The organism is Actinoplanes sp. NPDC051859 (assembly GCF_044452725.1).
Taxonomy (GTDB): domain Bacteria; phylum Actinomycetota; class Actinomycetes; order Mycobacteriales; family Micromonosporaceae; genus Actinoplanes.
Genome location: NZ_JBITBX010000009.1, coordinates 20,919 through 37,319, shown reverse-complemented (window position 1 = coordinate 37,319; position 16,401 = coordinate 20,919). Strand labels below are relative to the sequence as shown.

The window sequence follows — 16,401 nt, the reverse complement described above, 5'->3', positions numbered from 1 at the left end:
GCGGAGCTGCCGGAGCAGACCCGATGACCGCGGAGCTGTCGGAGCGGCCGATGACCGCGGAGCTGTCGGAGCGGCCGATGACCGCGGAGCTGTCGGAGCGGGCGATGACCGCGGAGCTGTCGGAGCGGCCGATGACCGCGGAGCTGTCGGAGCGGCCGATGACCGCGGAGCTGTCGGAGCGGCCGATGACCGCGGAGTTGTCGGAGCAGACCCGATGACCGCGGAGCCTCGGTTGCGCAGCGCCCGGTCCGCGCCCGTGCAGCCCGGCGCCGAGCCGGACCGGGGCGTCCTGCGCCAACCCGCATTCTGGATCGTCCTGGCGGTGCTGCTCGCCGGAGCCGCTCGGATGTCCGTGATTGCGGTGCGGTTCGCCCAGGCGTACCCGATTGCCTTGGTCACCGCGACCGCCCTCTTCGCCCTGCTGGCGGTGCCGTTCTGGTTTGTGGTTTCTGAGCTGGACTTTCTCGAGCGGGAGCCGCCCGCCCTGCTGGCGCTCGCGTTTGCCTGGGGTGCGCTGGTGGCGACAGCCGTCTCGATCCCGGGCAGTGCCGCCCTGGACGACCTGATCGCCAAGCTGGGTTCGACGCATCTCGCCGCGGGCTGGGGTGCCGCGCTGGCCGGGCCGACGGTCGAGGAGATCGCCAAGGCGCTCGGCGTGGTCGCCATCGTGCTCGTCGCCCGCAGCCAGGTGAACAGCGTGCTGGACGGCGTCGTCTATGGCGCGATGGTCGGGCTGGGATTCCAGATCGTCGAGGACATCGTGTACGCGATGAGCGCGGTGGCCCTGGCCGGTCGGGGCGACCACGTCGAACCGGTCATCACCACGTTCCTGCTGCGCGGCTTTCTGTCCGGCGTCTGGAGTCACACCCTGTTCAGCGCGTTGGCCGGGGCGGGGATCGGCTACCTCGTCGTGCGCGCCGACCGCACCGCCCGGTTCCGGATCGGCGTGGCAACCCTAGGAGTTCTCGGTGCGTGGGCGTCACACATGTTGTGGAATTCGCCGCTGCTGCGCGATGGGCTGGGTAACGGCGCCGTGGCGCTGCTCGCCGTACTCGTGCTCAAGGGCTTGCCGCCGTTGCTGTTGATCTGGCTTCTGGTGCGGGCGGCGCATGACCGGGAGGCGGACTATTACACCGCGCAGCTCGCGACGCTCGACGATCCGGAGCTGGTGACACCCACCGAGCTTGACGCGCTGCGGTCCGGATCGCGGCGGGCGAGCGCGCGGTGGCATGCCCGAGTGCAGGCAGGGCTGCGGGCGCGGGCGGCGGTCCGGCGGCTGCAGCGGGCGCAGGCCCGGCTGGCCGTCGAGATCAGCCGGGGTACGCCCGATCTCAGCCGCTGGTGTCGCGAGGTGCGCCGGCACCGCCGCACGTTGACCCGGCTGGGCCACCCCGAAGCTGTCGTCCCGGCCGGCAGGGGGCCGTGGCGGCGAACCGCCTCGGCAGCCTTCTCCACCGCCCTCGCCCTGGCCGTCCTCTGGGCCGCCGTCAGCGCTCTGGGCGGCGGCTGAGGGTCAGGATGCGGGAGGGAGCCCGCCGTCGCCGTCGACGATGAGGTCCGGGGTGCCGTCCTGATCCAGGTCGACCATGGTGATGTCGACCTTGCCGTCGTTGTTGGTGTCGAACTGGAAGAGGTCGGCCTTGCCGTCACCGTCGGTGTCGGCGACCCACACGTCCGGCTTGCCGTCGCCGTTGGTGTCGGAAGCGAGCAGGTCAACGCGGTCGTCCCCGCGGGTTTCCACGATCTCGGGCTCGCTCATGCTGTCTCCTCGCTCGGGGGTCCGTCGGTGTTCGTACCAACGTAGGACCTGTCTTCTACCCTTACGAGCCGAGAACGGAACTCGCCGGTAGCCTTGCCGAACGTGACTTCAACGTTGAACGGCCTGCACGGCGCCCTGGCCGAGCGCATGGGCATCCAGATCACCGAGGCGACCCCGGAACGCGTCGTCGCCAGGATGCCCGTCGAAGGCAACACCCAGCCGTACGGGCTGCTGCACGGTGGAGCATCCTGCGTTCTGGCGGAGACGCTCGGCTCGGTCGGCGCGGTGCTGCACGGCGCGACCGTCGACCGCCCGTTCGCGGTGGGCGTCGACATCAACGCCACCCACCACAAGGCGGTCCGGTCCGGAACGGTCACCGGCGTCGCGACTCCCGTGCACCGCGGCCGAACTGCAGTCACCTATGAGATCGTCATCACCGACGAGGACGGGGACCGCGCGTGCACTGCCAGGCTTACCTGCCTTTTACGCGGCGCATGAGAGCACCTGTTGACGAATCCGCGTACCTTTCTAGACGTGACGGACGTACCACAGCACGCATTCGACGACGCGGCGCAGGTGCTCACTTGCGCGCTCTCCGGCGACAGTGACGCTGTGGTCTGCACCTTCGACGCGGTCGTGGACCGGGCGGGTGTCGTCGGCGCGTACGACGTGGCGTGGTGTCTCGCCGCGACGATGGTGGGACGCAACGTGCCCACCGGCGGGCTCTGGACCCTGGAGTTCCCCGGAATCGACGACGCACGTTACGACAAGCGGTGGGTGGCGCGGTTCGTCAGCGCGTACGTGAACGGTGATATTCCGACCGGCGAGGCGCTCTTCGGTGCAGCCATCGCCGACGGCCAGCTCCCGGACTGCCTACTGGCTCTCGCGGGTTCAACGGTGGCAACCCTGCGCCACCGGGCAGCCTGAACTGCGGATGGCCGAGGCTCCGCTGCTCGCTCGCGTTCGCAAGCTGCTTGCCAAGGCTGAGGATCCCGCCTGCACGCCGCCCGAGGCCGAGGCGTTCACCGCCAAAGCCGCCGAGCTGATCGCGAAGTACGGCATCGACCAGGCTTTACTGGCCGGCGCGGACCCGGCCCTCGACCCGGTCGGCGATCGGGTGCTCTCGGTGGAGCCGCCGTACTCCCGGGACAAGGCCGCCCTGCTCGGCGCGGTCGCGCTCGCCCTGCGCTGTAAAGCCGTCCATCTGGAGCGGCGTGGCACCGCGCGGGTGCACCTGTTCGGGCACAGCGCCGACCTCGAGCGGGTGGAGCTGCTGTTCACGTCGCTGCTGATCCAGGCGGCGCACGGGCTCGCCGCGGCGGTGGTGCCCCGGCACGACCATCCGGCCGCATTCCGCCGGTCCTGGCTGGTGGGCTTCACCGAGGCGATTCGGGCCCGGCTCACGGTCACGGAGCAAGCGGCGGCTGCTGCGGCACCGGGCGCGGGGCTGGTCCTGGTGGACCGGGCTGAGGTGGTCGAGCGGCGCCGTGACGAGACGTACCCGAAGCTGGCCCGGCTCGGCCCGCGCCGGCTGACCGGCACCGGCCGCGGTCAGGGATATGCCGCCGGCCGGACTGCCGATCTGGGTGGCGCTAGGAGCCTGCACCGTTCTTGAGGTAGAGCGCCTTGGCGTACTGCGTCGCCGCTGCCGCGTTGTACATCGACGCCTGAGACATGTACCAGCCGTTGTCCGTGAGGGCTTTCTTGGCCCGGGTCGTGCCGGACCAGCGGATGTCGGCGTCCACTTCGGACAGGCCGCGAGCCTTGAAATTGCGCCGCATCTGTTGCTTGCCGAGACGAAAATTCTCCGCGGCCAGTTCGGCCTCGCGCATGCACCCCATCGCCTTCTCGCTCAACGCCTCGGCGAGGGTCCACGCGGCTTGTTCTTCCGCACTGCTGAATTTCGGCACGTGCTTCCTCCCGGGAACTCGGTTCCCGGTTAGCACTACGGAACACGTGCCGAATCCGCTAGCTGTCTGCAAATTCCGGCAAAGAGGACTCAGACGTTGAGCAGGTTGCCCGGACCGGTCCAGCGCTGGACCGTACGCGTGCGGGTCTCGACCTTGCCGTTCACGCGTACGCGATAGGTCTGGTTCGTCGCCCGCAGCGTCAGCCAGACGCCGTCGCGCAGCTTCCAGGTGCGGCATTCGGTGCGGTGGTGCTTCTCGCCGTCGATCATCACCTTGTTGGCCAGGCAGCGGACCGTCTCCCGGGCCAGGTAAGGGTTCGGGCCGGTGTCGCCCGAGGCGCCGAGGACCGGAGCCATCGCCTGGTACCAGTTCCAGGCCATCTTCGAGTAGCCGAAGTCGTTCGGGTGGCGCAGGTCGTGCAGGTCGATGCCGCGCACCGAGGACTGGTCGACCACGGTGATCCGGTCGTCCTGCTTCTCGGCCACGAGCTTCGGGATCAGCCGGTTGTAGACGCGGTCCTGCGCGGCTTCGGTCGGCATCCGCGACGTGGCGATCTGCGCGACGAAGATGTACGCCGTCGGTGCCTTCGCCCGAATCTGGTCGAGCATGGCGGACAGCTTGCGGGCGGTCGCGGTCGGGCCGTGGCCCTGGGTGATGTTGTTCGTGCCGGCGTGCACCAGCACCACATCCGGCCGGTACGTGTCCAGCCAGCCGTCCAGCTCCGCCGACAGCTCGTCGATGGTCCAGCCGCCGTGACCCTCGTGGTTGACGTCCGAGCCGGTGCCGTTGCGCTGCGAGCCCACGTAGTTGATCTGGATGCCGCCCTTGAGCAGCCGCTCGGCCAGCGCCATCCGGTAGGAGGAGCGGGTCGGCGAGCCGGTGCCGCGGGTGATCGAGTCGCCGAGCGGCAGCACCCGCAGCCCCTCGAAGCCCTGAGTGCCGGTTTCGCTCGCCGTCGCGACGGGTGCGGGCGGGTTGACGATCGCCACCGCCGAGGCCACCTGCGGCGCGCCGACGCCCACCGCGAGGCCCGCGGCGAGCACACCGGTCATGGCCTTGACGCCCAGCCGGCCGGCGCCGGACAACTTCTGCCCAAGGACCCCCACGGTGTACCCCTCCCGATCAGTTGCGGCTCGTTGCCAGCACTGATCGGTCGTGACGCCACCCACACGATTGTCGGTCGGTAGCCGTGGGTTGTGATCACGGTGCGAGTGCGGCCGCCCGGGACGTCAGGTAGCGCTGCTCAGGCACGCTCAAGGTCAGCCGGGCGGCCGCCAGGTAGGCGGCATGCGCGGCGGCCAGGTCGCCCGCCTTCTCCAGCAGATGCGCGCGGACGGCCAACACCCGGTGCTGCGGCTCGAGCTGTGCCAGCTCGGCGAGCGCCGCGGCGGGCCCGCGGACCTCGGCCAGCGCGACGATCCGGTTCAGCGTCACCATCGGGCCAGGCGCCAGCGCAGCGAGCATCTCGTAAAGCCGAAGGATCTGCGGCCAGTCCGTCTCCGCCGCGCTCGCCGCCTCGTCGTGCACGGCCGCAATGGCGGCTTGCAGCTGATAGGGGCCGATCGGCGCCCGCGCCAGCGTCGCGGTGATCAAAGCGACGCCTTCGGCGATCGCGGCGTGATCCCACACCGCCCGATCCTGCTCGGCGAGCGGAACCAGCGCCCCATCCGCCCGGGCCCGCGCCGGGCGACGCGCGTCGGTCAACAACATCAACGCCAGCAGACCGGCATTCTCACCGTCAGCGGGCAGTCGCGCATGCAACTGCCGAGTCAACCGTACGGCCTCAGCGGTCAGTTCCACCCGGTGCAGCCGCGCGCCTGAGCTGGCGGTATACCCCTCGTTGAAGATCAAATACAGCACCTCGCGTACGGCGACCAGCCGCACCGCCAACTCACCCGCCGGCGGCAGCGTGAACGTGGCCCCGGCCTCCCGGATCCGCTGCTTCGCCCGACTGATCCGCTGGCCGACCGTGGCCTCCGGCACCAACAGCGCCCGGGCGATCTCCGCCGTCGTCAAACCACCCACCGCCCGCAACGTCAACGCCACCTGCGAGGCGGTGGTCAAGGCGGGATGGCAGCACAGCAGCAACAGGGTCAGCGAGTCGTCGACCGCAGAGACCGGAGCGGCCGGCGGCTCGTGTCCAACGGCATCCTCCCGTCGCCGCCGGGCATCCTCGCTGCGCAGCATCTCGATCCGGCGCCGCGACGCGACCCGGATCAGCCAGTTTCGCGGCTGTGCGGGCACCCCGTCACCCGGCCACTGCTGGGCGGCGGCGAGCAGAGCCTCCTGGACGGCGTCCTCGCAGGCGGCAAAGTCGCCGTACCGGCGGACGAGCGCCCCCAGGACCTGCGGCGCATGCTCCCGCAGCAGGTCCTCCAGCGCCGGCTTCAGAATTCCCAGCCGCTCATGTCGAGCACCGGCCGCACCTCCACCTGCGTGTACGCCGCGTCCGGCACCTTCGCCGCCCAGGCCACCGCCTCTTCCCGATCGGCGCAGTCGATCAGATAGAAGCCCGCCAAGTGCTCCTTCACCTCCGCGTACGGGCCGTCGGCGGAGATGGTTTTCCCGTCGCGGACCGACACCCAGGTGGACAACTCGGGATCGGCCAGCCCCTCCGAGGCGACATACACGCCCGCCTCGCGCATCTCCTCGGTGAGTTTGCGGTGCCCCACGCCGAAGTCGGTGCGCTGCTGGTCGGAGAGGGTCTCCCAGACCGCCAGGGACCGCTCGTTCGACTGGATCAGGATCAGATATTTCATGACGCCCTCCTTCTTCTCGTCCGGGACGTCGAAGCTGAAGCGGCAGCTTCTACCTACCGCTGACAGCCAATCACGAGGAGAAGACCATGGAAGAGATCCGTACGCTCGTCCACGCCCGCGCCGCCGCCGTCGCCGCGAAAGACCCGGCCGCGATGCTCCAGCACAACGCGCCGCAGACCGTCGAATACACGCTGGCACCGCCGCTGCGGCAGCAGGGGAGCACGATCGAATCGGTGCAGGCCTGGCTCGACACGTTCGAGGGACCGATGAGCCTCGAGGTCACCGACCTGGAAATCACCGCAGGGGGCGACGTGGCCTACTGCACCAGTCTCAACTGCCTGAGCGCCACCCCGGTCGGCGGCTCGGAAAGCTTCAGCCTCTGGTTCCGGTCCACCCTGGGCCTCAGTAAGCGCGACGGACGCTGGCAGGTGACGCACGAGCACGAGTCGGTGCCGTTCGAGATGGACGGCTCGTTCCAAGCCTCGGTCAACCTCAAGCCCTGACCCGCTTCAGTCGCAGAGCTCGAGCACCCCGGATACCTCAAGCACCCGGTGCACGAGGCCATGGGCGTTGACGATCGACACCCGTACCCCCGCGTCACGCCCGGCAACGATCCCGTCGATCAGCGCGCCCATGGCCTCACTGTCGAGAAAGGTCACCCGGTCGAAATTCACCACGACCCCCGAGCCGTCGGCGGCTTCCACCGCCCGCACCAGCACCGACCGCAGCTCGTCCCGCGCGTTGATGTCGAAATCACCGGACAGACCGACGTTGCCGGCGTCCTGGCTGATCTGAAAAGAATCGCTAGCCATCACTGGTGATCTTAAGCGGGTGCCGGGAACTCCGCCCATACGTGTTTGGTGTCGTTCTCGACATACCAGCCCATGTCCAGCGAGAACTGCTTCGCCAACTGCAACCCCAGCCCACCCGCCCCGAGCGGGCGACCCACGCTGTACTCCGGCGGCGCCTCCGGCGAATGATCAGCTACATCCAGCACAAACCGATCCCCGGCCCGCCCCAACCGAACAATCGTCGGCGGCAACCCGTGCCGCAACGCATTGGTAGCCAGCTCCGTAGCCACCAGAACCACCTTCTCCGGCACCTCATCCAGCGCGGCGCCCTCGGCCAACACTTGGCCGGTCAACGCCTTGTGCAGCGAAGCCCGCAGGACTTTCAACTGGGTGGGACTGTCCAACACCCACCGCTGCAACTCGGTCATCCGGGGCGGGCTCTGCGCACTGATAAAGGCCATGCGCGCCTCAATGCCCGCCCAGCCCGCCGATCATGTACGCAGATCCCCCATCCCGGTGAGCCGTCGGCAAGCCCGAGCTGCGCCCTTCGCGCCGTCGCGGCTCATCCGCGGACAGCCGATCGAGCGGAGACCGGCCGACAGCCTTACCTGACTGGTCAGCCAGTGCAGGTGAGACCGGCGTGGAACCGCATCAGTCGCTCAACGCCACATCCCACGCCGCCCAAGCGCGTGAGGCCGCCCGCCCTGGGTGGCGGGGGAGCGTGCATCGAGCGTGCAATGCCAGAGGGTGATCAAGGGCAAACGTGCTACCAGAGGTCAACCGTGCGCCGAGATCAGGAAGGGGAGAAAGCAAAACGCCCACCGTGCGTTTCCGCAGGTGGGCGGTGCTCAAAGCCCGGCGAGAGGCTTGGTGGCCAGGGGCGGGGTCGAACCGCCGACCTTCCGATTTTCAGTTAAGCGCTGATCATCCCGGTTCGTCCCCGCCTGTGCCACAGCGGTGTTTTGCCTGCCATTCCCTGGATCGGCGATGCGGCTCGATCCCGGCCTGTCCCGGAAGATCTCGACGGGTTCCCTAGCAGAAACCTAGCGCTAGGAGCCCGATTCGACCCCGGCCGCTCGGCAGATCTGCCGTACGCGCTCGCGGGTGTAGCCGGTGATGCTGACGATCTCGCCCTGCCGCCTGCCGCCGCGGGCAGCAGCGACGATCGCGGCGGCGAGGCGCGGCCGTACGGCGTCGAGCACCTCCTTGGCCTCGCGGTACTCGCGGGCGACCTCTTCGAGCTGATCCACGTCGGCAGTCTCCCACAACCCAATTTGCCAAACAACTAGGCCAACACGCTTGACGCGCAAGCGGCGACCATGCCAACCTGTTTGGCATAACGCAAGGCGGGCTCGGCAGGAGGGCTGCAACCCCCTGAACCCCGAGCCCTTGATCGCCCTGGGAGGCGACCCATGAGCATCGTATGCACCCCGTCCACCCCCGCCCCGCGGGCCGCCGCGACGGCGGTGACCCGATGACGCGCTCTGCTCTCGAGCACCCCGACTGGTGTGACCTGGCAGCGTGCACCGCCGGCCAGCACGGCATGCACCGCTCGGCTGCCACCGTGGCAGCCGCCGGACTCGCTGCCACCGTCGCCGTCTACCTCGTGCTGTTCGCCCGCTTCGACGAGTCGCAGTCGCTGCTCGTGCTGGCAACCCGTGCTGGCAGCCAGGTCAAGGAGTTCGTGCTCGGCCGATGCGCTGCCACGACCGCAGCCCTGGCCAGCCTCCTGCCACGACCAGAAGCCGCTGTTGGCAGACGGGCACCTGCCCGTGCCACGGCCGTTGCTGGCAGTGCCACGAACGTTCGTGGCGCTGCCACGGATCCTGGCATCCGTGCCACCAACCTTGCTGGCAGCGCCAGCGACCTTGCCAGCCAGCTTGCCAGCTTCGTGGCAACGCCCCGCGTCGTCGACTGCCCACCGTGGTGCGCCACGCACTGGCTGAACGCCGACAACCGCCTAGAGCATGTCGCGGTCGAGCAACTCGTCGCCACCACCCTCGGACGGTGGGGCCGGCACGGGCCGAACGAAGTCTCCGTTGGCCTGGACCAGGTCCACGGCGAGGCGCCGCTGGTGCACCTCGACTCCAACCGTCAGCCGTTCACCCCGCCGGAGGCGCTCGCCCTGGCCGACGTCCTGCAGGACGTGGCCCTGGCCGCCCTGGCGTCCGAACCGACCGGCAACCTGCCTGCCATGAATCTCGACAGCACCTCGACCAGCACGACGGAGACCAGCCGATGACCGTCCACTTCCTCATGCCCAGCTTCACCGCCCTGGACCTGCGCAAGCTGCTCCCGGACTCCGTGAACGCCTTCATCGAGGACTCCCGCGCCCAGGGCCACTCGGAGAAGACGATCTACGTGCGCGTCGAGCTCCTGACCCGGGTCAACTCGATCGTCATCAGCGAGGGCCTCTCCGGCCTCGAGGACATGACCCGGCAGGACATCGCGCGCTGGCTGGCCGGCCTGAAACTGTCGTCCACCAGCAAGGCCACCTACTTCTCGCACCTGCGCGCCTACTTCAACTTCCTCGTTGTGACCGGCCGGCTGCCGGCCAGCCCGATGGAAGGCATGAAGCGGCCGAAGGAGAACCAGACGGTGCCGCGGCCCCTCCCCGCCGCCGACGTAGCCCGCCTCCTCGCCATCGAGGAAGAGCCGTACCGGACCGCGGTCCGGCTCGCCCTGTACGCCGGACTGCGGGCCATGGAGATCGCCAAGCTCACCCGCGAAAACATCACCGAGGACTCCATCTCGGTCGTGGCCGGCAAGGGCGGCAAGAACGCGCACCTGCCCACCCACCCGATCATCTGTGAAATGGTCCGCGACCGCGGGCCGGGTCCGGTGTGCCCGGACCCGGTGACGGGCGGGCACATGAACGCCGACCAGATGTCGTGCCGATACGCCTACTACGTCACGCGGCTCGGTATGCCGAAATGCGGCCTGCACCGTCTCCGGCACACGTACGCGACCAAGCTGCTGCGCGGCGGGGCGAACATCCGCGTCGTCCAAGAGCTGATGCGGCACTCCTCCCTCGCGACGACCGCCCGGTACACCGCGGTGGACGACGACGAGAAGCGCGCCGCGCTCGCCGTCCTCTGACCGCTGCCCATCAACTCCTGGGCAACCGTGAGCGCCTGGCCCACCGTTGCCCAGGACAGATGGTCGGACGCACTGCGCCCGGACTTCGGACGCACCGCGTCTGTCGATAGACGCACCGGGTGCGTCCCGCTCCGGACGCACTGCGACCCGAGCGCCCACGACGCACCTAGCCAGAATTGCCAGCCGCGGCGGCACACGCCCCCGAGCAGCACAAACACAGGTGTGCCAGCGAGTACATAGCGGCTTGCCCAGCACCTGCCGCACCTCTTCTGACCTTCCCGCAATGATCGAAAGGCGTCACCGATGCGTAGCCCCGAGAAGCCCCGGCGGAAGAGCATTGAAGCCACCTGCCCGCCCGGGTGCATCGAGCACTACACCGGCGTCGACGGCTCCACCAACCACGCCACCGCACCGCGATACGTGACCGGGGCCTCCGCCACCCACGCGGACCACGCCGTCACCGTCAGCACGTGGATGGAGCAGCGCCACGACCAAACCACTGGCGTCGTCCAGACCGTCGGCATCGTCGAGAAGGTGCGCGAGGACGTCGAGCTGCACGCCTGCCAGATACGCGAGCTCGCCCAGCACCTCCTCGCGGTCGCCGACCAGGTCGACGCCGCCGGCACGGCAGGCTGGGCAATCACCGGCGTGACGACGGTGGTTGTGTCAGCGGTCAGCGAGTTCGTCGGAGCCACGCCCCTCGAAGTGCGCGCCAGCACGATCGACGGCCGGTCGGTGCACCTGCACACCGGCACGTCCGGCGAAGACCTGATGCTGCAGCCGGCGGACGCCCGCGAGTTGGGTGTCGCTCTCATCAGAGCTGCAGGATAGAGCTACGAGCTGACGCGCAGCTCCTCGCCGAGACCCTCTACGTACATTGGCGCTGACCTGCCAAAACTCGAACCTGCTCGGCAGTTCGGTCCAGACCAACCGATCGAGTTTTTCCCGGCGCCTGGAAAAGCTGGGCGACCCGCAAGAACGCGGATTCGGGGCCACCCCCAACCGGGCCAGCAGCTCGGGGCCTCCACACCATCGACCGCCGTACGACCACCTTGTCCCCGTCCCCGGGGACAACGCTGGTCAGAGCCGCCATCAAGGTTTCTGCCCGCGCACTCAAGGACTCCCGAACTAGGCAGGTGCCTGCTGCCCTCGGCAGTGACGAGGGCAGCAGGTGTGATGGTGACGCCGGCCCGCTACCACGCTTTCGGCCGGCGCGGCAGTCAGGTTCGAACCGCAGCAGCGCCGAGCGCGTGGCGACATCGCGTCTGCGCCGACGAACCAGGGCTCGCCGTCGCGCACCACAGCGCGGACATCGGTGTCCGCGTACATGCGTCTTGACCTGCGGCGGAAGGGTGCCTTCCGCGGCATACGGAAGGGTGCCTTCCATCGGCGCCGGTTGGCCTTCCGCCACACCTCGACATGCAGGCGCGGGAGTACACGCTCCGTGACCTGACGGGTCTGACGGGGGTCAGCCCCCGTCAGACCCGCCCCCTAAACGCGCGCACGCGCATGCGACCCCGTCAGCCCCGACTGTCGGGGGTCTGACGGCCTTCTGACCCCTCCGCTGACGGGTCTGACGGGTGCACGAACAGTGATCAACGAGAGAGGCTGACCGATGTTGTCGAGGCGCGAACGGCGGCAGATGTCCGCCGACATGGAACTCGGACGCCGCCACCCCTACCTCTACGGAGCGAGCGGGCTGATCGCAACCGTGACGATCGCCGCCGCCGCGGCGCTGCTCCACAACGGATCCCCGGCTGCCAGCCGCCACCACGGTCGTAGTAAGCCGTCCGGGCGGCACCTCCTAACGATCATCCGAGATGCCGCCGCGCCTGCTTCGCGCCGCCGCGCGTGCAGTCCATGGTGGGCGCGCGGCCGGTCTCGGGCTGGGGCCGGCCGCGACCACCAGCCCACCCAGCCCGGATCTTCGAGGTCGCCATGACGCACTACCAGGCCTATCCCCAGCAGGCCCCCGATCCCCGCTACCAGGTGCCCGCCGTGCCCAGCGCCCCACCGATGTCGCCGCTGCCGTATGGCCAGCCTTATGCCGCGAGCGTCCTCGACGTCGAGGTCGCCAACCACGTTCGTTCCGGATGGGCGGTCGAGTCGCGTTCGGAGACGATGGCGGTGATGGTGTCCGGCTCGCGACCCAACCACGTGCTGCACCTGCTTCTGACGCTGCTCACTTGCGGGTTCTGGGTGTTCATCTGGCTGCTGGTGGCGGCGACGAGCCGGATGTCCAGAGTGGCGCTGGTGGTCAACCCCGACGGCACCGTGGCCCGGACAAAGCACTGAGCGCGCAGAAACGCCCCCTCACCAACTCGGTGCGGCCGCGAGCGTCTTCCGCATTGGCAGGCCACGATGTCCAATCGGCGTTCTCGCAGGTCAGCTAGGTTTTTACCGGCGCCGGTAAAAACTCGATCGGACGTCCAGGGCTGAACTACCGCCTCACCCGGTACACCGCCTACCTGATCACCATGAACGGCTACGTACACGAGCCGGAAATCGCCGGAGCCCAGGCCTACTTCGCGGGAGACCCGCGAGGCCGAGGCCATGCTCGCCGACCTCGGAACGGCCGAGCAGAAGGGCCCGGATCCTGCAGACGCTGCGCGGCCTGGTCGACGATTCGCGGCTACGCCGCACCGAACGGCACACGTACCGCATCCTCACACCCGAGACGGTGTGACGCAGCGTGCCCGCCACATGCGTTCGTCCGGGGCCCGTGCACACGGTTCCGGACGGGCGCGTGTTGGTCCTGGCAGAACCCCGTGTGTACGGCCGGTGCACACGATTTCCGAGGCCCGTGCACACGATTCGTGCGCACGGCACGACGTCAACGGAGTGTGATCATGGGAGCAGTAGTCGCGTTCGACCGCGCGGGAGGTCACCGGCAAGCCTCAATATGACAGCCAGGCGGCAGCAATCACCTGGGTTGCAGCCCAGACGCCCACGGCTGCGAAACAGGGAGCCCCGAGAAGGTCGGATGCAACCTCTATGTGTCGTGTCCCTGACAGTCTGGTCGGTGCTCTGACAATGTGCTTTCATGTGCCAGATATGACAGGCTCATGAGCGGAAACGAAGCTGGCGGGGAAGGGGGCGACGGTGAACGACCTACGATTCACCGAGGGCCTGCTTAACCTGGCGCAAGCCGGCAGATATCTGCGGGTTCCCCAGCAGACGTTTCACAACTGGGCGCGGGGATACCGCCGCGGGGAGCCGCTGCTGCACGTAGTCGACCGAGAGTCGACCCGGCTGCCGGTCTCCTTCATTGCCCTGGCCGAAGGGCACGTGCTCGAGGCGTTACGTGATGCCGGCATGCGGATGCAGAAGATTAGGCCCGCTCTGGTGCGGCTGCAGGCGGAGTTCGGGCGGGAATACGTTCTAACCTCGCGCGAGCTGGCCACCGACGGCATCGACGTACTGTGGGACTTCGCGCGGAGCAAAGAGGGCGAAGGCCTCATTGCGGGCGATACCGGCCAGCATGTCCTTAGAGACATCGTTCAGGACTACATGACCTATATTTCCTGGGACGACAATGACATACCTCGCCAGCTCGAGCTGCGCCATTGGCTGCCGTCCAAGGTTGTGGTGGACGTCCGTCGTTCGTTCGGGCAGCCGATCTTCGCTGGCTCGGGCACTCGCGTGGCAGACGTCGCCGGCATGATGAAGGCAGGTGAAGACGCTGGCACGGTCGCAGAAGAGTTCGGGCTCGACATCGCCGACGTCCGTACCGCCGCCCGCATCCTCCTGGGCCGCGCCGCCTGAGTTCTACATCGACGAGAATATGGCCGGACGATCAGTCCGGAACTTCCTCGCCGACCTCGGCTACACAGTCCACACCGCCAGTTCGGTCTTCGGCCGGGAACGTCTCCTGGAGACGCTGCATGACGAGGACTGGCTTGCACTAGCCGGCCTTCGGGGATGGGTAGTGTTCTGCCGCGATCAGCACATCATGGACCGGCCCGCAGAACTGCAGGCGTACCTTGACGCCAAGGTTCACATGTTCATGTTGCCTGGGAGTGCCCTACGCGACCACATCCTGGAGTTGCTCGGAAGTAACCTCGCCGAAATCTGCTCGCTCGCGAGCGCTCGGCGCCCCGGTGTGTACTGGCTCATGCCGCAGAAGGTTGTCAGCTACGAACGGCGCCGGGCTGAGCTCAACCGAAAGCGCCGTAAGCCAACCACATAGGGCCAGGTCCACCGCCCCACTGCCGGGACCCTGCATAAGTCTCGGCAGCGGGCAGCCCGGAATTGTCGTCAGCGCACCATCAGTTCGGCGCGCTCGCCATGTACCAACGCCACATCGGACAGAGCTGACTCCGGCTCGTACAGCTCCTTCGGCCGGGCCACGTCCATCGCCAGGCGATCCGCGAAACGCTCCGTCGCCGAACGCGAGCCGGACACAGCAGCGAGCTTCTCCAACTCCCCGCCCGCGTTCGGGTTCTGCGCCCCGTACTCCGCGACCAGCAAACCCCACCCGTCCGAGGCGAGCGGCTCCCGCGACCGCTCCCACGCCCGCCCCGCCGCCGCCCGGAGCAGCATGTCGTCGCCGGCCGCGGCGGCCCGCACCATCAACTCGCCCAGCTCCTCAGGCCGTTTCGCCTTCGCAACCCGGTCCGCGGCGTCGCGGAACGACACCACGTCCGCAGCCGACGCGTTCGCCGGCAGGCCGAACAGGCTCCGCTCCAGCTCCTGACGGCCTACGTGCTCGGACCGGCCGAGTTGCTTCTTCAGCTCGGCCACAACCGGCTGGACCTGGCCGTAGGCCGCCTCGAGGGCGCGACGCTTACCCAACGGCGACAGCGTCTGGTCGCCGCGGATCTGCGCCACCTGGGCACGGTAGGCGGTGGCGTGCTGGACGATCTCGTCCCGAACTCCCGCATCACGGGTCATCGTTCTCTCCTCACCTTGAGGCGCGACTGGAACGCGCCGAACAGTTCGTGGTCGACGGCATCGGAGCGCAGACACCCCGGCACCTCATACAGCTCCGGGTGGCGATCCCAAGCCGCCAGCTCAGCGGCGGTCAGCGCTTCCCGCTGGCGCAAGAACTCAGGACGGACTGCCTGCCACCACATCTGCGCGACAAAGCCCCGCCCCGGCCCGGTCCCGGTGAACCCGTCGTAGCTCCACGACGGGCGGGCGCACGTCGACCACGCCGCCACCGCGGCATCCTGACTCGACAGCGATGCGGGGCCGCCCAACACTGACCAGGTCGCCGAGGTCCGCTCGAACAGACCGACCACGCCGGTCGCCGGATCCGGCCGGGCCGGGCTCTTACGTCGCGCCACGGCCGGCACCTAGAGGGACCATCCGCGATCGGGCGTAATCCTGCGTCAGCCGGAAGAACTCCTTCTCACGGCCGCCGTGCTTGGCCAGCCACGCCTTCGCCGCTGCAGCCCACCGATCCCGCTGCCGGATCTCGAAGTACATCCAGGGCGGATGACCGAAGTCCTGCGGCGCCACGTCATCCGTGCTGGACCAGTCCGCCGCCTCGAAGGACAACACCCACTCCGGCACCACCGCACCTGCAGCGGTGGTGGCCGGCGGGGGCTTACGCCGTGCCACTGAGCACCTTCAACGCGGCCTCCTTGACCGCCTGCCGGTCACGATGGCGTTGAGTCGCGGCGCGCTGCGCCCGCCGCTGCGCTGGCGTCGAGCCCGCATCCTCATCCCCAGCCGGCAGGTTCAGCCGCTCCAGCAACCGGGCCAGCAGCTCGCGGTGGCGGCGAGCCTCAGCAAGCAGCGGATGCGCAACGATCTGCCCCTGCGAACCGGTCACCGTCAACGGTGCATCCTTCAAGGCGGTGCGGATGTCTTCCAACTCGTCCAGGGTCCGGCAGGCCTCAGAAAGAGCTCCGATCTCGTCCGGACCGAGGTCGAAGTCGGCCTGCACCGCAGCCCAGAGACGCTTCCCGGCCTCCCGCAGATCACGAGGCCGTGGCTGTTTCCGCTGGTCACTCACCGTGAACTCCCCTCCCGGGAGGGCAAAAATGAAGGGTCGGGCATTACAGAAATTCCTTTCGCCCTCCCTCGCGGTTCCCACTAGATATAGACAAGGGGCTATGTCCCCACCCCTTCATGCA

At 68.6% G+C, this 16,401-nt stretch carries 24 protein-coding genes; 12 read left to right on the top strand and 12 right to left on the bottom strand.

Going from position 1 to position 16,401, the window contains the following annotated elements; all coding sequences use genetic code 11:
* Positions 1–23: 23 nt before the first annotated feature.
* Entirely contained in the window at positions 24–218 is a 195-nt protein-coding gene (locus ACIA1L_RS22580; RefSeq protein ID WP_396074846.1) for a hypothetical protein, read from the top strand.
* On the top strand, positions 215–1,510 hold the full coding sequence (locus ACIA1L_RS22575) for a PrsW family intramembrane metalloprotease (protein ID WP_396074845.1): 1,296 nt from the start codon (positions 215–217) through the stop codon (positions 1,508–1,510). The genes ACIA1L_RS22580 and ACIA1L_RS22575 overlap by 4 nt, the downstream gene beginning before the upstream one ends.
* A gap of 3 nt (positions 1,511–1,513) precedes the next feature.
* Here the strand turns inward: ACIA1L_RS22575 and ACIA1L_RS22570 are convergent, their stop codons facing one another.
* Complete coding sequence (locus ACIA1L_RS22570) at positions 1,514–1,759, bottom strand: hypothetical protein (RefSeq protein ID WP_396074844.1); 246 nt, start codon at positions 1,757–1,759, stop codon at positions 1,514–1,516.
* 147 nt (positions 1,760–1,906) lie between these two features.
* Between ACIA1L_RS22570 and ACIA1L_RS22565 the strand changes: the two genes are divergently transcribed.
* From ACIA1L_RS22565 to ACIA1L_RS22555, 3 genes are read left to right on the top strand one after another with little or no spacing between them, the layout of a single operon-like run.
* Complete coding sequence (locus tag ACIA1L_RS22565) at positions 1,907–2,257, top strand: hotdog fold thioesterase (protein ID WP_396075107.1); 351 nt, start codon at positions 1,907–1,909, stop codon at positions 2,255–2,257.
* A 36-nt stretch (positions 2,258–2,293) separates the two neighbouring features.
* Positions 2,294–2,686 carry a hypothetical protein gene (locus ACIA1L_RS22560; protein WP_396074843.1) on the top strand — a complete coding sequence of 131 codons (393 nt, stop codon included), beginning with the start codon at positions 2,294–2,296 and terminating at the stop codon, positions 2,684–2,686.
* Between the two features lie 7 nt (positions 2,687–2,693).
* The gene (locus ACIA1L_RS22555) at positions 2,694–3,374 is read left to right on the top strand and encodes a DUF2786 domain-containing protein (RefSeq protein WP_396074842.1); all 681 of its coding nucleotides are present in this window, start codon (positions 2,694–2,696) and stop codon (positions 3,372–3,374) included.
* Here the strand turns inward: ACIA1L_RS22555 and ACIA1L_RS22550 are convergent.
* The 4 genes from ACIA1L_RS22550 to ACIA1L_RS22535 all read right to left on the bottom strand — a co-directional run bounded on the left by ACIA1L_RS22550 (position 3,352) and on the right by ACIA1L_RS22535 (position 6,428).
* A complete protein-coding gene (locus tag ACIA1L_RS22550) occupies positions 3,352–3,669 on the bottom strand; it encodes a hypothetical protein (protein ID WP_396074841.1) in 318 nt (105 codons plus the stop codon). The two genes, ACIA1L_RS22555 and ACIA1L_RS22550, sit on opposite strands and share 23 nt — an antisense overlap.
* A gap of 89 nt (positions 3,670–3,758) precedes the next feature.
* Complete coding sequence (locus ACIA1L_RS22545; protein WP_396074840.1) at positions 3,759–4,775, bottom strand: SGNH/GDSL hydrolase family protein; 1,017 nt, start codon at positions 4,773–4,775, stop codon at positions 3,759–3,761.
* A 94-nt stretch (positions 4,776–4,869) separates the two neighbouring features.
* Positions 4,870–6,063: an RNA polymerase sigma factor gene (locus ACIA1L_RS22540; RefSeq protein ID WP_396075106.1), complete on the bottom strand. Its 1,194-nt coding sequence runs from the start codon at positions 6,061–6,063 to the stop codon at positions 4,870–4,872.
* The gene (locus ACIA1L_RS22535; protein ID WP_396074839.1) at positions 6,057–6,428 is read right to left on the bottom strand and encodes a YciI family protein; all 372 of its coding nucleotides are present in this window, start codon (positions 6,426–6,428) and stop codon (positions 6,057–6,059) included. Before ACIA1L_RS22535 ends, ACIA1L_RS22540 begins: the two co-directional genes overlap by 7 nt.
* Before the next feature lie 86 nt (positions 6,429–6,514).
* Here ACIA1L_RS22535 and ACIA1L_RS22530 point away from each other — a divergent pair, with 86 nt between their 5' ends.
* The gene (locus ACIA1L_RS22530) at positions 6,515–6,931 is read left to right on the top strand and encodes a nuclear transport factor 2 family protein (protein ID WP_396074838.1); all 417 of its coding nucleotides are present in this window, start codon (positions 6,515–6,517) and stop codon (positions 6,929–6,931) included.
* Positions 6,932–6,937: 6 nt separating this feature from the next.
* Here the strand turns inward: ACIA1L_RS22530 and ACIA1L_RS22525 are convergent, their stop codons facing one another.
* The 3 genes from ACIA1L_RS22525 to ACIA1L_RS22515 form a co-directional block, all read right to left on the bottom strand.
* Positions 6,938–7,240 carry an STAS domain-containing protein gene (locus tag ACIA1L_RS22525; RefSeq protein ID WP_396074837.1) on the bottom strand — a complete coding sequence of 101 codons (303 nt, stop codon included), beginning with the start codon at positions 7,238–7,240 and terminating at the stop codon, positions 6,938–6,940.
* A gap of 11 nt (positions 7,241–7,251) precedes the next feature.
* Complete coding sequence (locus ACIA1L_RS22520) at positions 7,252–7,680, bottom strand: ATP-binding protein (RefSeq protein ID WP_396074836.1); 429 nt, start codon at positions 7,678–7,680, stop codon at positions 7,252–7,254.
* Positions 7,681–8,268: 588 nt separating this feature from the next.
* On the bottom strand, positions 8,269–8,469 hold the full coding sequence (locus ACIA1L_RS22515) for a hypothetical protein (protein WP_396074835.1): 201 nt from the start codon (positions 8,467–8,469) through the stop codon (positions 8,269–8,271).
* 224 nt (positions 8,470–8,693) lie between these two features.
* Between ACIA1L_RS22515 and ACIA1L_RS22510 the strand changes: the two genes are divergently transcribed.
* The 6 genes from ACIA1L_RS22510 to ACIA1L_RS22485 all read left to right on the top strand — a co-directional run bounded on the left by ACIA1L_RS22510 (position 8,694) and on the right by ACIA1L_RS22485 (position 14,507).
* Complete coding sequence (locus tag ACIA1L_RS22510) at positions 8,694–9,461, top strand: hypothetical protein (RefSeq protein ID WP_396074834.1); 768 nt, start codon at positions 8,694–8,696, stop codon at positions 9,459–9,461.
* Positions 9,458–10,318 carry a tyrosine-type recombinase/integrase gene (locus ACIA1L_RS22505; protein ID WP_396074833.1) on the top strand — a complete coding sequence of 287 codons (861 nt, stop codon included), beginning with the start codon at positions 9,458–9,460 and terminating at the stop codon, positions 10,316–10,318. Before ACIA1L_RS22510 ends, ACIA1L_RS22505 begins: the two co-directional genes overlap by 4 nt.
* Before the next feature lie 303 nt (positions 10,319–10,621).
* Entirely contained in the window at positions 10,622–11,149 is a 528-nt protein-coding gene (locus ACIA1L_RS22500; protein WP_396074832.1) for a hypothetical protein, read from the top strand.
* Positions 11,150–12,256: 1,107 nt separating this feature from the next.
* A complete protein-coding gene (locus ACIA1L_RS22495) occupies positions 12,257–12,613 on the top strand; it encodes a hypothetical protein (RefSeq protein ID WP_396074831.1) in 357 nt (118 codons plus the stop codon).
* An 807-nt stretch (positions 12,614–13,420) separates the two neighbouring features.
* Positions 13,421–14,083 (top strand): DUF433 domain-containing protein, encoded by a 663-nt coding sequence (locus ACIA1L_RS22490; protein WP_396074830.1) that lies wholly within the window; start codon positions 13,421–13,423, stop codon positions 14,081–14,083.
* A 19-nt stretch (positions 14,084–14,102) separates the two neighbouring features.
* A complete protein-coding gene (locus ACIA1L_RS22485) occupies positions 14,103–14,507 on the top strand; it encodes a hypothetical protein (RefSeq protein WP_396074829.1) in 405 nt (134 codons plus the stop codon).
* Between the two features lie 68 nt (positions 14,508–14,575).
* Here the strand turns inward: ACIA1L_RS22485 and ACIA1L_RS22480 are convergent, their stop codons facing one another.
* The 4 genes from ACIA1L_RS22480 to ACIA1L_RS22465 are packed head-to-tail and all read right to left on the bottom strand — an operon-like array spanning position 14,576 to position 16,280.
* Positions 14,576–15,211, bottom strand: a complete 636-nt coding sequence (locus tag ACIA1L_RS22480) for a hypothetical protein (protein WP_396074828.1) — start codon at positions 15,209–15,211, stop codon at positions 14,576–14,578.
* A complete protein-coding gene (locus ACIA1L_RS22475) occupies positions 15,208–15,606 on the bottom strand; it encodes a hypothetical protein (protein WP_396074827.1) in 399 nt (132 codons plus the stop codon). The genes ACIA1L_RS22480 and ACIA1L_RS22475 overlap by 4 nt, the downstream gene beginning before the upstream one ends.
* Complete coding sequence (locus ACIA1L_RS22470) at positions 15,593–15,883, bottom strand: hypothetical protein (RefSeq protein ID WP_396074826.1); 291 nt, start codon at positions 15,881–15,883, stop codon at positions 15,593–15,595. The genes ACIA1L_RS22475 and ACIA1L_RS22470 overlap by 14 nt, the downstream gene beginning before the upstream one ends.
* Positions 15,870–16,280, bottom strand: a complete 411-nt coding sequence (locus tag ACIA1L_RS22465) for a hypothetical protein (protein WP_396074825.1) — start codon at positions 16,278–16,280, stop codon at positions 15,870–15,872. The genes ACIA1L_RS22470 and ACIA1L_RS22465 overlap by 14 nt, the downstream gene beginning before the upstream one ends.
* Positions 16,281–16,401 lie beyond the last annotated feature (121 nt).

Coding starts and splice junctions, on each gene's coding strand:
- ACIA1L_RS22495 (WP_396074831.1), top strand. CDS start 12,257: ATGACGCACTACCAGGCCTATCCCCAGCAGGCCCCCGATCCCCGCTAC.
- ACIA1L_RS22580 (WP_396074846.1), top strand. CDS start 24: ATGACCGCGGAGCTGTCGGAGCGGCCGATGACCGCGGAGCTGTCGGAG.
- ACIA1L_RS22565 (WP_396075107.1), top strand. CDS start 1,907: ATGGGCATCCAGATCACCGAGGCGACCCCGGAACGCGTCGTCGCCAGG.
- ACIA1L_RS22510 (WP_396074834.1), top strand. CDS start 8,694: ATGACGCGCTCTGCTCTCGAGCACCCCGACTGGTGTGACCTGGCAGCG.
- ACIA1L_RS22530 (WP_396074838.1), top strand. CDS start 6,515: ATGGAAGAGATCCGTACGCTCGTCCACGCCCGCGCCGCCGCCGTCGCC.
- ACIA1L_RS22535 (WP_396074839.1), bottom strand. CDS start 6,428: ATGAAATATCTGATCCTGATCCAGTCGAACGAGCGGTCCCTGGCGGTC.
- ACIA1L_RS22505 (WP_396074833.1), top strand. CDS start 9,458: ATGACCGTCCACTTCCTCATGCCCAGCTTCACCGCCCTGGACCTGCGC.
- ACIA1L_RS22570 (WP_396074844.1), bottom strand. CDS start 1,759: ATGAGCGAGCCCGAGATCGTGGAAACCCGCGGGGACGACCGCGTTGAC.
- ACIA1L_RS22525 (WP_396074837.1), bottom strand. CDS start 7,240: ATGGCTAGCGATTCTTTTCAGATCAGCCAGGACGCCGGCAACGTCGGT.
- ACIA1L_RS22485 (WP_396074829.1), top strand. CDS start 14,103: ATGGCCGGACGATCAGTCCGGAACTTCCTCGCCGACCTCGGCTACACA.
- ACIA1L_RS22500 (WP_396074832.1), top strand. CDS start 10,622: ATGCGTAGCCCCGAGAAGCCCCGGCGGAAGAGCATTGAAGCCACCTGC.
- ACIA1L_RS22480 (WP_396074828.1), bottom strand. CDS start 15,211: ATGACCCGTGATGCGGGAGTTCGGGACGAGATCGTCCAGCACGCCACC.
- ACIA1L_RS22555 (WP_396074842.1), top strand. CDS start 2,694: ATGGCCGAGGCTCCGCTGCTCGCTCGCGTTCGCAAGCTGCTTGCCAAG.
- ACIA1L_RS22520 (WP_396074836.1), bottom strand. CDS start 7,680: ATGGCCTTTATCAGTGCGCAGAGCCCGCCCCGGATGACCGAGTTGCAG.
- ACIA1L_RS22575 (WP_396074845.1), top strand. CDS start 215: ATGACCGCGGAGCCTCGGTTGCGCAGCGCCCGGTCCGCGCCCGTGCAG.